We start from the raw sequence: 15,362 nt of genomic DNA, 5'->3' as shown, positions 1-15,362 counted from the left end.
GTGGGTGCGCATTATAGGGAGTTCTAAAATAGGGTCAAGTGTTTTTTCAACTATTTATTAATTAGTGTTTAGAAAATAACTGTTGGACAGTCTTATGCTTGTGCTAAGTGAGATAAAAGGCGGTTTCAGGATACGTAATTACAACTTGTATTGGACAATGCAAATATGTCACCAAGACTTATTAGATAGCCCCTCTCCATAAATATGCCATTTGAATGCGAGCTGCCGTACAAAAGCACCACCAGCTCAGCAAAATGACTCACCATAGAAGTAGTGCTTTCTTTTCAATTTAGTCTCACCATTGGTAATAATTTCCATCGCACCACTGCTATCCAAAGCAACATTAAAGTCAGTGATCCCACGTTTAATCTCCAATTGCATCTCCAAGTCAGCGCGAGACCAAGTTTGACCAAACCCAACAGATAGATTTTCCAAGTTCATTACCTCTTCATTCAAGCGGTAAGCTGAACCAGGAAATATTTGAGTTAAAGTAAGTGCAACAATCTGCTTTTCATGCAATAAAAAAGCGAACATTGGCTTATCCGTTTTATTGATAAATGTCACCGTAACTTTTGCAGACATTGCGATTCCCTCGTTCTGAATAATCTATGTGCAAACTATAGGGATATTCAGATTAAAAGCAATTACGGGGCATTACAGTAAGTTGTGTAATAATCCATAATCAAATTACGCGAACTTTCATTGATTGGCTTAATTCAAAATAAACTTACTGAAGTGACATAAAATTAACTTCAACCAAAGTGACAAAGTTTGTACAATCGACACGGGCCTATCATACACAGTCAATATAATGCGAAAGCAGCTATTAAAGAGCCTTCATATCTAACCTTTCAAATAACTACATTCTAATAAAGGGAAAAAATGACAACGACCACCGTAGCAGCCTCATCAAGGGAAACATCCATCATTATTGCATTGATTAGCGCAATGCTAGTTTGGGGATCGAGTTGGATATCAGGTAAAATTATTGCCGATATGGCCCCCTCACAGGTAACGGTATTTTATCGTATTGCCCTTGCAGTAGTTAGTATGCTGCCCACTTTGTATCTAATGCATAAATTTAGGCTAATCTCGCTACGATGTACTTATCAAGCCATAATTTGGTCCCTGCCCGCCGGTGCTTTGATGGCAATGTATAACCAATTCTTTTTTATGGGATTACTAGACGGGCTACCCGGTAAAGGCGGGATGCTAGTTACAACAACAAACCCTGTGTTTACCTTCATACTGAGTTTTATTTTGTTTCGTATGACCTTATCTTCTAAACAAATCCTAGGTCTAGTATTTGGTTTAGTAGGTGGGCTGTTGATGATTGAAGTGTGGCGATTCGACTACACTGAGATTTTTGCATCTGGAAATGCATTTTTCTTACTCGCATCGATTACTTGGGCAGCGTTAACTTTAATAAGCAAGCAAGGAACTAAATTCTCAGACTTCCTTACGTTTAGCACGCTGATGTATTTATGGGCGACTATCATCAGCTATGTTTTTGCGTATGACTTTGACCCTCTGGCTAATATTACCAGCTATTCAAGTACATACTGGTATCACATGCTTTACCTATCTACTGTCGTGGTCAGTATTGCAACAAGTATTTTCTTCCTTGCCACACAAAAATTAGGGGCAAACCGCTCTAGCTCGTTTATTTTCATTGTGCCTGTAACAGCAATGGGTCTATCTGTTTGGTATTTTGGGGAACAACTCAGCTTAGTCGTTTCTTTAGGAGGTGCATTTGCTTTGTGCGCAGTGTACTTACTCAATCAACCAGCAAAACCTAAATCTGAATAAGGGGCTATATAGAGACCTTTCGGGTGATGATATCCTTAAACATCACCCAATCCGCAATCAAACTATACAATGGGTAAGTAAAGGTGGCGGGTTTATTTCCCTCGTAAATAAAGTGTCCCAGCCACGCAAATCCATAGCCAAGTATCGGTAATAAAATTAAAAGCCACCAGTGTTGAGTAATTAAACTCAAAAGTAACACTGCTACCACCAATGTAGACCCAATAAAATGCATTCTCCGACAGTACCTATTACTGTGTTCTTCAAGGTAAAACTGATAAAACTCTGCAAAATTATTAAACTCTTGCTTCATAACCGTTGCCTATCGAAGTAAATGTAAAGCCCAATATTGAGCTTTACATACAGTCTAGAATATTTAGGCGTTGCCACGAACCGCATTTTTCGTAAAAAATGGATAAAAGCTTGGCAGTACAAATAAAGTAAGTACTGTAGAACTTATTAAGCCGCAGGCAACGACAATTGCAATGGGCTTTTGTAACTCAGATCCGACACCTTCAGACAACAACATGGGTAATAGACCTAATGTGGATGTCAACGCCGTCATTAATACGGGCCTTAATCGAGAGGCAGCCCCGTCTAGTACCGCGTCATGGATGCTATTTAAAGCATTACGAGCGTTAATACTCTCAATCATTACTACACCATTTAATATGGCGACACCAAACAATGTTATAAACCCAACCGCACTCGCAACCGATAAGTACAGACCTGACAAATACAGGCCAATTACACCACCCACGACTGCAAGCGGAATATTTATTAATATCAAAATAGACTGCCTAACAGACTTAAAAGCCAAAAAAAGTAATAACCCGATAAGTAAAATAGACAAAGGAACGATGATTGCGAGGCGTTGTTGTGCTCGCTGCTGACTTTCATACTGACCACCTACAACAAACGTGTATCCTGCAGGCAAGTCAACTTCAGAGTTTACTTGCTCTTGTATCCTGGTAACTACGCTACCCATATCTTTGCCAACAACATTTGCTTGAATGACAACTCGCCTTTGTACATCATCTCTTCTGATCTGTGGTGCTCCTGTACTTAATGTAATATTTGCCACATCACCTAACCGGACCCATTCACCACTGGGAGAAAGTATGGTTAACGCTTCAATAACAGCAGGACTGCTACGAAACCTCGGTTCAATACGAATATTGATATCATAACGTTCGTTGCCATTCACGACTTGCCCACTGTTTTGTCCACCTATCCCATCAGCAACTAAAGACATCACGTCTGCAACTGAGAGTCCATATCTCGATAACGCTTGCCTATCAGGAGTAACAAGTAGCTGCGCTTCTCCTGCTATTTGCTCCATTGCCACATCGGAAGTACCTGGTATCGCTCGAATAACTTGTTCAATCTCCGCTCCCTTTGTTGCCAGTACATCGAGGTTGGGACCAAATAATTTGATAGCCAATTGCGCTTTTACACCCGACAATAATTCATCTACGCGTGTTGCTATTGGCTGTGAAAAATTGAGCAGAATACCTGGAAACATACCAAGCCGCTCTTTCATCAACATTTGCAATTCTTTGCGGCTCTGTGCTGTTTGCCATTGCTCTATAGGCTTTAAGCCAATATAGATCTCAATATTATTCACGGGTTCCGGGTCACCTCCAATTTCCGCACGCCCTATTCTGCTTAGCGCATAGGTAACTTCAGGAAATTCAAGGAGCTTTTCTTCCAACTTCGGGGCTACTTCTAAAGCGGTGTTTAAACTGGCAGATGATGCTAGCGTCACTCGCAAATTGATAGTGCCTTCTTCAAGCTCTGGAATAAATTCAGTGCCAACTTTAGACGCGAGATAACTACTGAATATAACAAGTGCACTTAAGCCAAAAAGTAATCTTGCTTTGTGGTTAATTACTCGTGATAGGGCAGCCCGATATAGTGTCTCTAGGCGATTTAAGGCTTTGTTTTCTTTAGGGTGGAGGCCTTTTTGATACAATATGCCCGCTAACGCAGGCACCACAACCACAGCAACCATTAACGCAAATATGATAGCCAACATAATGCTCATAGCCATTGGCTCAAACATTTTGGCTTCTACACCTTCAAAACTAAACAGTGGCATAAAGACGATTAAAATGATCAGTGATGCAAACAATATCGATCTCGCCACTTCTTGTGCAGCTTCAATAATTACCTTAGCCAGTGGCGTTTCCTTCGTTTGCACCTTATAAGCGCGTTGGCCAAGTTTTTTGACAATGTTCTCGGTCATTACAACCGAACTATCTACCAGCATACCTATCGCAATGGCAACGCCGCCTAGGGACATTAGGTTTGCAGAAATACCCAGCCAAACCATTGTCATCATGGCCAGCCCGATTGATAGGGGAATAGAAATAAGTACCAGTATTGTTGCTCTAATGTTCAGTAAAAACAAGGTCAGCACCACCGTTATAAAAATAAACGCCATTCCCAAGGCTTTGACAACCGTATTTACAGCTTGATTAACCAACTCTGCTTGATTATAAAACGGCACCAATGTCACTCCAGCCGGTAAAGCTTGCTCTATGTATTGCAGCCGTTTTTGAATTTCATCAATGGTTTCCTTCGTATTTGCCCCTAATCTCTTTAAAACGATGCCCGATACGACTTCACCCATTGAATGGACTTCTTCGTTCTCACCACGTGTTGTCATCGTAACTGCGCCTTGGCGAACCTCTGCGCCAAACTGAACATCAGCAACATCAGAAATTTTAATAACGGTACCATTTACTACTTTAACTGGTACCTGCGCAATCTGCTCCAATCCTTGGCTGCCACTGGCATACCAACCTGCTCCTCTAATTATCAGTTGCTCTTGCCCTCTATCTAGGTACCATCCACCAGCATTGATGTTGTTGTTTGCCAATGCCGTGTGAATATCTGTTTGGTGCAAGCCATAAGCTAATAATTTTCTTGGATTTAAGTTCACTTGGTACTGTCGTACTTCACCACCAAAGGACAAAACATCAGTTACACCATCAATTGGCATCAATAACAGCTTCACTAACCAGTCATTTAAGCTTCTCAAAGCCATTTGGTCATATCCAGACTCAGATTCAGAAACCAATAAGTATTGGAAAACCTGCCCAAGCCCCGACGTGTTTGGCCCCATCGTTGGGGAGCCCACCCCTGATGGGATCTGTGCTTTAGCCTCTTGTAAACGCTCAAAAACTAACTGTCTGGCAAAGTAAATGTCGATACCATCTTTAAACGCCACTATCACCCCAGAGAGCCCTGTTTTTGATATCGATCTGACTTGTTCAACGTCAGGCAAAGCATACATGGCTGCTTCGATCGGGTATGTGATCAGTTGTTCGACTTCTTCCGCCGCGAGGCCCGGGGCTTCTGTATTGACGGCCACTTGAACATTTGTAACATCAGGAAAAGCGTCCAAATTCAGTTTTTGAATAGCGGTTGCACTGGCAATCATCATCAGTACAGTCATTATCAGAACCAAGAGCCTATTGTGAACAGCCCACAAAATCACGTTATTTAACATTGTTCTACTCCTAGTGATTATGTGGATCAAAGCCACTTTTAGCAGACTCTGAAGCAATAAAGAATGCACCTTTAACCGCAACACGACTTCCAACAGGAAGTCCATAGACAATGCGCTTGTCTCCTAACTGCTTCCCTAATTTTATCGGTAAAGGTAAAAATGTTTTATTTGACTGCTCCGCAAAAACAACCCAGTTTTGATCTGGGTCTCGCATCACCGCAGACTCTGGCACAATCATTTCTTTGCGTCCTGATATTACGTAAAAACTCACTTCCACAAACATTCCAGCATGCAAAGAGTCCTCTGGATTCTCTACAGAGAGTCGCATTACCTTGGTCCGAGTTTGTTTATCAATGGTGTGTGTTTGCTGAATAACTTGGGCAACATATTCTCGATTGTTAATTGAAACAACAGCTTTGACAATTTGATCAGGTTCAAGATCTGCGCTCGCCGGTAACTTGGCCTCAACCCAAAGGGTGCGCTCATCCGCTAATAACATTAACTCGCTTCCCGCTGAAATGCGCTGCCCTTGAGAGAACTCATCTTTTAATACAACACCTGCTTGCTCCGCGACTAATGTATATTGACCTAGAGTTTCCCGTGTAAATGAGTGCAACTTTTGAATTGCCAAACTATTCAAACCCAGCGCCACGAGCTGTCCATAAGCTGCATCAAACTTCGTTTTAGCTGCAACTCGTTGGCTATCGCTCACAGCCTCTCGAGCTAACAATTCTGTTCTTTCCCAGTCACTTTTAGCTAACAAGTAGTCAGCCTGTGCTTGCGCCATTTCATGACTGAACAAAGTGACCAGCTTGCGACCCTGACTCACCTTTTCTCCCAATACCGCATGGCGGCTCATTACAACAGACTCAGTCCTAGGGGCGACTATGTAACTGGTGTAACCATTTGCTTTGACCTCCGCAGGCGCGTAGTAAACTTGCTCATAGTGTCTCGGCATCACCTGCTCGACTTCAATGCCGACCATGGCGCGCTGCACTTGGCTTAACTCAATTGTTTGCGGTTCATCATGTGCATGGCTATGCACTTCACTTTCTGAATGAGGCTTATCTGATGACTTGATTTCATGGGTGTGATCATCACTAACAGCCATCGTATTTGTACTGTGTAAATTAATAACAAAGATAAAGAATGCGAGCGTACGTTTAAATTTGACATTCATCATTTATAACTCCACTTTCCCGCAAAAACACATTTACATAAAATTATGGTTGCGCTCTTGCGGGATTAGTCATGCCTCATTAACGTGTGCACTTCGTTTGATGAGCGGTTTAGAAACATGACAAATTGGCACGGCCATCCAGCCGCGCTATACCCAATTTAGTCGGTATGCGTAACCAGTTTAGATCTGGATTTAACCCCAACTAAATCAATCTATGCAGTTACTCTAAAAAGGCCGATCAGAATAAATCGCCAACAGTGAGTAACCAAATTCGTGGAAATTAAGAGTAAATTGGAGGTCTAAATGTTGATTCTATGCGCTTGCGTACCTGCCTGTCTGGCACACAAAAGATCGGATTCGAAGTGTTAAAAGTGGTATTGTTCACACCATCTGTATTGACCCACGAAGTGTGGCTGCCAGTGCAGTGCCCACAGTGGTGGCAATCTTGTATAGCATGGCCATGCTCATCCAATTTCACGGTTGTTGTGACTTGTTCGTCGTGTTGATGTGCGTGATTGGATTGCAGATGCATTGCATCAACTTGGTGTAACTCAAAAAGCGACGCAACCGAAGACACTGACTGCAATGCAATCACCATCATAAGTATCACGTAAACTACTATCCTGAATATCAACCTAACACCTTAGTACTATAAATGAAGCGTCGATAATATAAACAGCACTGCAAGAAAAGTCAATTTAAAGAGAGATAAAAACACTGTAAACCTTTGTTATAAAATAATATTACCTAAATATACTGCAAAAATAACAATAAATAAACTGAGCTTTTTAACTCGCTATTTACCAAGGTGCCAAGTTAACCCTTTGTAGGGGTTCGCTTTTAAACTTTCAAGTCGGCTTTGCAGTGACCCAACATGTACTTCTAGCTTGTGCCGATCTGGATCAAGAATATACATCGAGTCTCCTTCGCTGGTGTTTTGCTGCCAATATTGGATGTTTAGCTTCTCTACTTTAGCTAGATACTCCGAAAAGTCCTTCGCTTCGATGTTCAAAGCAAAATGAGTATAATCACTGTGCGTATTGAAACAACTATTTGGATTTCGATGTAGGTGGAGACATAACCATAGCTCTCCAAATGATAAGTAAGCACCTTGCTGCCAACTCACATGCAATGTTGCGCCCAAGCATTGATAAAACTCAATGGAACGTAATAAGTCCGTTACCGAAAGTGTGATATGGTTGAGGCCTGTGATCATTTATCTCCACTCACAGCTCTTTTTTCATAACAAGTACTCGAACACCTTTCGAGTCAGTTATAAAAAGTGGTTCAAACCCTAGTTTGCGATATAAACCACCACCTAAAGATTCCGTTTGCAAGTAAAGAGCTTTAATGTCTAAGCGCTTAGCTTGATCAATAAGGTGTATAACTAAATGTTTAGCAATGTTCTCACCTCTGGCTGAAGGCGACACAAAAACACCTCCAAGCCAGTGCTCAAATTCCAAATATGCGTCCATTTCATGAAACTTTAGCTCTGCAACACCCACTAACTCATCGCCTCTCAAAGCAATAACACTCATTGGTAAACAGTGTTGATTTAGTGCTTTTTCAAGCTTTTGCTTCACTTCTTGCAACGAGTAGCGGCCACTGTGTTCGCACCACTGCTTGAAATACCAAGAGGCAATTGTCGTGAGATATTGAGGTTTGTCTGCTAGATAATAAAATGCCAAATCCTTGTTCATTTAACTGTTTCCTAAGTTGGTTACTCCAACCATTTATACATAATATAGCTATCTACTAAACCAAGCTTTGGGTGCCGGTATGCTTTTGGGATTGTGCCGATAATATCGAACCCCAGTTTTTTCCATAGAGACACAGCGACTTCATTACTCGATACCACTGAATTGAATTGCATTGCACGAAAGCCAAGTTCCAATGCTTGCTTTTGAGAATGTTCACATAACTTTCTCGCCAACCCCTTACCTCTCGCTTGAGGAGATATCATATATCCGCAATTGCTTATATGATCACTTGGTCCCATTGCGTTCGCTTTAAGATAATAGCTACCAAGCACTTTATCATCTTCTACGTACACAAAGCTCTTTAGCGGCTGCTCACACCAAAGTTGATAGGCACTTTCTTCATCCATTTGCGGATCAAATGCATATGTCTCTTGTTGTACAATTACCTCTTTAAACACGGGCCAAAAAGCAACAAAATCTTGCCTAGTCATCGCTCTGATCATATCGATTTACTCCATATCAAAGACATTCATTGGTGATGTAACCAAAACTTTTGTGATAGAGATAATGTGCATAAGATCAATGAAATAGCAAGTTTGAGACGATAAAAGAACGAAAATGACGACAACCAACCTGTACCGCTATACAGGTTGGTCGAGACCTGATGGTTTTATTTGGCTTTGTGTTGTTGCAACCACCTATCAAGGCAGTTAGCAAATTGCTGTTTCTCACTTTGGCTGAGTGGAGGAGGCCCCCCAGTTTGTACACCACTACTTCTCAATGTATCCATAAAATCCCGCATGTTTAGGCGCGCGCGTATATTTTCAGTTGTGTACATTTCTCCGCGACTGCTAAGAGCTAAACCACCTTTCTCTATCACTTCAGCAGCGAGTGGAATATCACTTGTGATGACTAAATCACCTGCATTCACACGTTTAACAATTTCATTGTCAGCGACATCAAAGCCAGCGCTTACTTGTAATTTACAGATATAGGGGGATGCAGGAGTTTTTAAGTATTGATTAGCAACAAGGGTCACGGTCACTTGCGTTCTTACCGCAGCACGAAACAAAATCTCTCTGATCACAACAGGGCACGCATCAGCATCAACCCAAATAGCCATTCCTCTCTCCTCTTAATCGCTGGGGCAGTTGACTACGGGCATAATACGCACATTTATCTCATCTGCATATAGCAGAGCAATACATCATAAAGTGAATTTAGATAACAATGTTTCTTGTTGGTGTGATTGCTCAGCCAGCTCTTGACTCGCCTGATATTGCTGACTAGAGAAGTTGTCTACTTCAACACTGATGTCATTTATATTCGCAGTATTCTTATTGATCTCTTCAATGACCACACTTTGCTCTTCAATCGCGGTCGCTATCTGGATATTGCGATCCATGATGTCTTTTACAGATTCTGATATTTCATTGAGCATTTGCGTTGCCTGTTCTGTTTGCTCAACACAAAGTAACGTTTTTTCCCGACTGGCTCCCATCGCATTTTGCACTTGATTTGAAGAAACCTGAATTTGTTCAATCATGCTTTTAATCTCAGTGGTCGACTCTTGGGTTTTGGTTGCCAAAGACCTAACTTCATCGGCGACTACTGCAAACCCACGACCTTGCTCCCCAGCCCTTGCGGCTTCAATAGCCGCGTTCAAAGCCAAAAGGTTTGTTTGCTCTGCAATACCATTAATCACAGACAAAATATTTTCGATGCTATGGCTATATTCAGCGAGCTGTGTGCTCATTGCATGTGATTCATTGATTTCTTCAGATAAAGCCGAAATTTCGTTTTTAGTCTCCAAAAATACTTGTTGTCCGTCTCTTGTTTTATCGTTTACGGTAGTTATAGAACTTGCCGCATTTTGTGCACTGCCCGCAATTTCGCTAGAGGTGGTGCTCATTTCATGCATCGCTGTCGCTAGGCTTTCAACCAGCCCTACTTGCTCTTGCAATCTAGAGCTTGATTGGGTCGACAGCTCTCTTGCCGCTTCACTGCTTGAAACAACAATATCTGTACCTTGTTTAACTTGGGTGACTAACTGGTGTAAAGACGCTAAAAATACGTTGAATTGCCTCGCAACTTTACCGCATTCGTCGTCATTTTTGATTGTTAGCCTTTGCGTTAAGTCACCGCTTCCCGAGGCGATATTTGTTATCGCTGCCTCCAGCTCTTTAAGTGGTTTCAAAAGATGAATTGCCAATGCTCGAATACTCAAAGAGCCTAATACAATCGCCATGATAGCAATGATAAATGTATTTAGGGTCAAGCTATTGAGTGCTTCATATACTTTGGTTTTATCGAGCATCACGGCTAAGTACCATGCGTTTCCGTATTGATCATCCAAAGGGTAGTAATACATGATTTTATCATCGCCACCCACCTCCACCTCTAGGATCGTTTTAGTTTGGGATAACGACAGGTTTGGTGCGATGTCTTTGAGAGTTTTGCCATTGAGTTCGGTCTGCTGATGAGAAATAATTTTACCTTCTCTATCTACCAAAAAAGCAAATCCCGTGTGGTCAAAATCAACCGCATTAATGCTGCTCGCAATAGTGTCCAAGCTTAGATCACCCCCTATCACCCCTCTAAATGTGCCTTTGTAGTTAATTGGAGAAACCACTGAAAGCAAAAGCTCTCCTGTTGCGGCATCAATATAGGGGCTGGTAAAAACGGTTTTACCTTGCTGACGGGCTAGCGAATACCAAGGTCTCTGGCGAAAGTCCACACCAGGCGGGTTTTGTCGATTGGGATTGTTTGACCTCAATCCAGTTTCATCTTCTACAGTACCAAAGGCCAATAAAAACGACTCTTTGAAAAACGGTGTGTTCAATGCCGTTTGAAATTTTTCTGTACTAAAGTCTGCATCCAATTGCGTTTTGACCACATGAACTTGCGACGCTTTTTTTGATAGCCAATTATCAATACCAATTGCTAAAAGCTTAGTTGTATCAGCTACATATGCAGCTGTTTTTTGTTTCATGGAGTCGTTGATAAACCAATAGGTAGTGCCACTGATCACTAGGATAATGAGAAATACCACCAGCGCAGAAGCGACTGAAAACTTGGTTCTAATCTTCATAGTTATTCGCCAGAAAAAAAATCAGTCAACACCGCAAAGTGTTGTCTATAATTCGCTTTATCGCAACTAATTGGTTTAAAGACTATGAAAACAGCGACTCGCTCTCTCCTTGTTGTTTTGCTCTCATCTTCTTTGGTATCCCCCTGCATTGCTGCCTCAGAAAATAGTCCCGTCACCATGGAAGATATCAAGGCGCTAGAAGCGCAGCTTGCAGATCTTAAGCGACGATTTTTACAGCAACCACCTCCAAAAGAGAAACCAAAGGCCCAAAAGAAAGACAAAAAAATGACAAGTTCAGAGGCGCACACGCACACAGTTGATGTGTATGCGACAATGCGCCCCACTTTCGGCCGGATCGAGGACAGAGGCGAGGACCAATATGACGTGCGAGATGCGCTGTCCCATGCTGGCGTAAAGGCAACTCATAGATTCAATGACGATTGGGCCGCTGAACTACATGGTGAATGGAGTATAGACGTGCAGAACACCGGTGAATTTGGTCGTTCTAGACGCGCTTATACCGCACTAGTGACACCAATCGGTCGCTTTGGGATAGGGAAACAACGCCCTGCGCAATATTTATTTATCGCCGAATATGTTGATATTTTTAATCATGCAAATAGCCCTTATGCTTATGACCCTGAAAGTATCTTTTTTGTCGATAACTTAATTAGCTATCGTATTGATAGCGGTCCACTCACGTTTGTCGCAGTGGGGCAATTTGACGGTGCTAACAATGATAACAATAACGACTTGTTTAACATGGGCCTGAGCTACGATAAAGACGGCTTACACGCTGCGGTTACATACCAAATGAATGAAGTGTACGACCAACAAACTCATTTAGGAGAAAACGCGATATGGGCAGCCGCTTTTGCCTATGACTTCACCGACAAGTTATATGCGGCAGTAGCGTACCAAGATAAAACCTATGAGCGTCACAATATTGCAGATAGAGACGGCTCCACGTTTGATTTATCGTTTGCATATAAGCTCGGGAAGCACTACAAACTAAAAACAGGTTACTTTGATTTTGATGATGGATTTGACGACAGTGACCCGAACAATCAGAGCTTTGATGGTTTTAATATCACTTTTGAGTGGCTACCAGCCCCACCGCTGCGTGTGCATTTTGAATATTTAACTAAGTCTTACGCCAATGATCAGGATTTCGATTCGCTGTCTGTTGGCTTTAGGTACGATTTTAGAACATCTATAAAATATTAGACGTGCGTGGTGCCTTGGCGAAGTTAGCAACAGCAAGCTTCGACCAAGCACCTATTTTAAGTATCAGCCTGTAACCTCTATCAGCATAACTTTTCTTTTTATCATCGCACTTGAAATATAAGTTCTGTTCCCAAATAGATCACTCATGTAAGTACTTTGAGTTGTCTAAACAAAATGGAATATATTCACCCTCAAACTCCAGAGCAAGCCCATCACTTGCAACAACGGCTAGCAGAGCAAGTCATAACAACCGATGACTTTGAAACAGTAAACTACATCGCTGGTGTCGATGTCGCCTACGATGAAGCAAAAAATAAAGTTGTTGCTGCTGTCGTGGTACTAGATGCCGCAACATTTGAAGTCGTGGAATCACAAACAGCTATAGAGCCGATTAGTTTCCCATATGTTCCTGGGCTCTTTTCTTTTCGTGAAGTACCGCCATTACTTAGCGCCATAGAAAAGCTCACCACCTTACCAGATCTCATTGTATGTGATGGCCAAGGCATTGCTCACCCGAAAAGATGTGGCATGGCTTCTCATTTGGGCGTACTTCTAGATATACCGACCATTGGCTGCGGAAAAACAAAACTGCTTGGCGAATATATGCCACCACCGGAGTTCAAAGGCGCCAGCAATGATTTAATTGATAATCAGCAGTGCATAGGAAAGGTACTGAGAACTCAAAACGGGATTAAACCCGTATTTGTTTCTATTGGTCATAAGATCAGTCTTACAACCGCTGTAGATTGGGTAAACAAACTCACACCCAAATATCGCTTGCCAGAAACTACCAGACAAGCAGATCAACTCGTCAACCGGTGTTTAAAAGCACTTTAACTTCATTTGCCAGTAGCAAAAGCGGCGCCTCAGTTATTTGTCTTCTGATTCACAGCTTCGACGCCAAGCCGCTGGCGTCTGGCCGAGATGTTTTTTAAATTGACGTATGAAGTGGGTTGTATCACTCCACCCTAACTGCTCAGCTAATTGACTTATTGGCAAGGACGTATGCAGTAATTGCGAACATGCTTGAGATAACCGTTTCTGCGTAATCCACTGTCCCACGGTAAACTCCGTTTCTTTTTTAAATAGAGCCGCTAAATAAGGCGCACTGACATGTACGGCATCACTCACTTGTTTAAGCCCAATAGGTTGTAAATAATTAGCCTGTATATAGGTCATCGCTTTGATGACTTTCTCGTTATAGCGCGTGTGATGAAGGTCGCTTTGACCGGCTCTGTTCAATTCATTAAGCAAAAGTACAACAAAGCTTCGCTGCACATCCAAGCTAAAGCCCTGCTTATTCCCTGCCATTAACTCGTAAAATAAGACTTTAATAAATTCGCGTCTACTTAGCTCTGTATTGAAAGCTGGCAACGCCCCCTGTTTGACATTTTCAAAGGGAGCCATTAACTCGCTGTTTGTCAGATCTAAGCAATCAGGGCAGAAACTTAACCACAATACATGTAGATCCAGCCCTTTAATTAATGAGTGTGGAACACCTGGTGGCACTACACTAAACATGCCTTCTGACACTTTAAAATCCCGCCGATGCGCAATATCCAACGAGCCCGAAACCAAAAAAGTCAGGACACATTCACTATGGGTACCATGCTTTTGCTCCGTAAGGACACTTATATACTCCTCTCCAACCGCTAAAGTATGCATACACTTCTCACAACCTTAAAATAAGCCGATTTTAAATAAAAAACGCCAGTTATTAGCGCATAAATATTAACATAGAATAAGCCTACATTAAAAAAAGCAGATTTGAGGATAAAGCGATGGTAGATACAGCGCTGAATATTAACTTTTCCATTGTTCTAATGGGACTATCACTGCACGTCTTAATTTGGGATAAGTTGCCTGACTGGGGAACTTGGTTTAATACCTTAATTGCACACCTGCCCAAGCCCTTCGCCTACTTGTATGATGCTTGGCATTGTCCATACTGCTTTGGGTTTTGGGTGGCATTGATACTTCATCTACTCACCGGGCAATATACACTCCTCTCAGCCGAGATGATGCCAGCCTATTTGGGCCCTGTAGCCTTACCACTAGCGTGGTTTTTAGATGCGCTAGTTGGTGCTTTGCTCATTTTATTTGGGAGTTTGTTACTTAAAGCTATTTCAGGGCCCGCCCTAACTGGACATCAAAAAGTAATGGCATTTAAACAAGCTCAGATGGAAAAAAGTAGCTAAGGTTAATAGCAGTTCACCTAATTGAGGGCGCCCAGATAGGTCGCCCGAACGAGTAATAAACAATGAAACCACTCCTTCAGACAGCGCGCTTAGATTTGTATAGCTGTCAGTCACTTATGACCAACCCACATAACGCCGCTGTCATTACTGGGATTTTAACCCCAGATACCGCAGCCTTTTTACCTGCAGACTGGCAAATTTGCCCTGCTGCAAAGCACGCTTTTGATTGGCTTAGTAACAAACTTATTGATTGCGAGATATATTTGGCTCTGCCAACAGGGGCGATGGAACATGAGTCGCTCGAATTGCAAAATGTACCACTCGGATTATTTATCGTTCACTTAGAGCAATCAATCGCCCATATTGGCTATTTAATCAATGCGCAATATTGGCATCAAGGGTATGGCACAGAGCTACTCTGCGGGTGTTTGACATATCTTCGCACCCACTCATTAGTAAAGACCGTATATGCTGGGGTTGACCCGAATAATTTAGGGTCCGTTCGCACGTTAGAAAAGTGCAATTTCCAGCTAGTGAGTAATGGCCCCCAACAAAATACTTTTTACACGCTCAACCTTTAAAACGCATACAATACTTGTGACGAGCCAATGCATTTGGTAATTTGCCAGCGTCAAATTGCAGA

16 protein-coding genes are annotated in these 15,362 nt (G+C 42.1%); 5 read left to right on the top strand and 11 right to left on the bottom strand.

The genetic code is table 11. The annotated features are described in order from the left end of the window. Nucleotides 1-246: 246 nt before the first annotated feature. Nucleotides 247-582, bottom strand: a complete 336-nt coding sequence (locus tag N480_RS06940) for a hypothetical protein (protein ID WP_063371777.1) — start codon at nucleotides 580-582, stop codon at nucleotides 247-249. A 300-nt stretch (nucleotides 583-882) separates the two neighbouring features. Here N480_RS06940 and N480_RS06935 point away from each other — a divergent pair, with 300 nt between their 5' ends. Then, on the top strand, nucleotides 883-1,809 hold the full coding sequence (locus tag N480_RS06935) for a DMT family transporter (RefSeq protein WP_063371776.1): 927 nt from the start codon (nucleotides 883-885) through the stop codon (nucleotides 1,807-1,809). A gap of 4 nt (nucleotides 1,810-1,813) precedes the next feature. Here N480_RS06935 and N480_RS06930 read toward each other — a convergent pair whose 3' ends face one another. The 9 genes from N480_RS06930 to N480_RS06890 form a co-directional block, all read right to left on the bottom strand. Then, the gene (locus N480_RS06930; RefSeq protein ID WP_063371775.1) at nucleotides 1,814-2,119 is read right to left on the bottom strand and encodes a DUF962 domain-containing protein; all 306 of its coding nucleotides are present in this window, start codon (nucleotides 2,117-2,119) and stop codon (nucleotides 1,814-1,816) included. Nucleotides 2,120-2,182: 63 nt separating this feature from the next. Further along, complete coding sequence (locus N480_RS06925; RefSeq protein WP_063371774.1) at nucleotides 2,183-5,323, bottom strand: efflux RND transporter permease subunit; 3,141 nt, start codon at nucleotides 5,321-5,323, stop codon at nucleotides 2,183-2,185. 10 nt (nucleotides 5,324-5,333) lie between these two features. Further along, entirely contained in the window at nucleotides 5,334-6,506 is a 1,173-nt protein-coding gene (locus N480_RS06920) for an efflux RND transporter periplasmic adaptor subunit (protein WP_155732774.1), read from the bottom strand. A 277-nt stretch (nucleotides 6,507-6,783) separates the two neighbouring features. Further along, nucleotides 6,784-7,113 carry a hypothetical protein gene (locus tag N480_RS06915; RefSeq protein WP_063371773.1) on the bottom strand — a complete coding sequence of 110 codons (330 nt, stop codon included), beginning with the start codon at nucleotides 7,111-7,113 and terminating at the stop codon, nucleotides 6,784-6,786. Nucleotides 7,114-7,299: 186 nt separating this feature from the next. Next, entirely contained in the window at nucleotides 7,300-7,719 is a 420-nt protein-coding gene (locus N480_RS06910) for a VOC family protein (RefSeq protein ID WP_063371772.1), read from the bottom strand. Nucleotides 7,720-7,729: 10 nt separating this feature from the next. Next, nucleotides 7,730-8,203 (bottom strand): GNAT family N-acetyltransferase, encoded by a 474-nt coding sequence (locus N480_RS06905; RefSeq protein WP_081225483.1) that lies wholly within the window; start codon nucleotides 8,201-8,203, stop codon nucleotides 7,730-7,732. Between the two features lie 20 nt (nucleotides 8,204-8,223). Next, entirely contained in the window at nucleotides 8,224-8,706 is a 483-nt protein-coding gene (locus N480_RS06900; RefSeq protein WP_063371771.1) for a GNAT family N-acetyltransferase, read from the bottom strand. Nucleotides 8,707-8,873: 167 nt separating this feature from the next. Further along, nucleotides 8,874-9,326 carry a YaiI/YqxD family protein gene (locus N480_RS06895; protein ID WP_063371770.1) on the bottom strand — a complete coding sequence of 151 codons (453 nt, stop codon included), beginning with the start codon at nucleotides 9,324-9,326 and terminating at the stop codon, nucleotides 8,874-8,876. A gap of 84 nt (nucleotides 9,327-9,410) precedes the next feature. Then, nucleotides 9,411-11,294 carry a methyl-accepting chemotaxis protein gene (locus N480_RS06890; RefSeq protein WP_063371769.1) on the bottom strand — a complete coding sequence of 628 codons (1,884 nt, stop codon included), beginning with the start codon at nucleotides 11,292-11,294 and terminating at the stop codon, nucleotides 9,411-9,413. Nucleotides 11,295-11,378: 84 nt separating this feature from the next. On the opposite strand from N480_RS06890, the gene N480_RS06885 reads away from it, so the two are divergent. Continuing rightward, the gene (locus N480_RS06885) at nucleotides 11,379-12,521 is read left to right on the top strand and encodes a porin (protein WP_063371768.1); all 1,143 of its coding nucleotides are present in this window, start codon (nucleotides 11,379-11,381) and stop codon (nucleotides 12,519-12,521) included. A gap of 174 nt (nucleotides 12,522-12,695) precedes the next feature. Continuing rightward, nucleotides 12,696-13,358: a deoxyribonuclease V gene (gene nfi / locus N480_RS06880; RefSeq protein WP_063371767.1), complete on the top strand. Its 663-nt coding sequence runs from the start codon at nucleotides 12,696-12,698 to the stop codon at nucleotides 13,356-13,358. A 33-nt stretch (nucleotides 13,359-13,391) separates the two neighbouring features. On the opposite strand, the gene N480_RS06875 is transcribed toward nfi, so the two are convergent. Beyond that, nucleotides 13,392-14,186, bottom strand: coding sequence for a helix-turn-helix domain-containing protein (locus N480_RS06875; RefSeq protein WP_063371766.1), 795 nt, complete (start codon nucleotides 14,184-14,186; stop codon nucleotides 13,392-13,394). Between the two features lie 116 nt (nucleotides 14,187-14,302). Between N480_RS06875 and N480_RS06870 the strand changes: the two genes are divergently transcribed. Next, nucleotides 14,303-14,719 (top strand): hypothetical protein, encoded by a 417-nt coding sequence (locus N480_RS06870; RefSeq protein WP_231102234.1) that lies wholly within the window; start codon nucleotides 14,303-14,305, stop codon nucleotides 14,717-14,719. A 62-nt stretch (nucleotides 14,720-14,781) separates the two neighbouring features. Then, nucleotides 14,782-15,300 (top strand): GNAT family N-acetyltransferase, encoded by a 519-nt coding sequence (locus N480_RS06865; RefSeq protein ID WP_063371765.1) that lies wholly within the window; start codon nucleotides 14,782-14,784, stop codon nucleotides 15,298-15,300. Nucleotides 15,301-15,362 lie beyond the last annotated feature (62 nt).

It is taken from the genome of Pseudoalteromonas luteoviolacea S2607 (assembly GCF_001625575.1).
GTDB lineage: Bacteria > Pseudomonadota > Gammaproteobacteria > Enterobacterales > Alteromonadaceae > Pseudoalteromonas > Pseudoalteromonas luteoviolacea_E.
The sequence above is the reverse complement of the archived record's forward strand: the minus strand, read 5'-3'. Positions and strand labels throughout refer to the sequence as shown.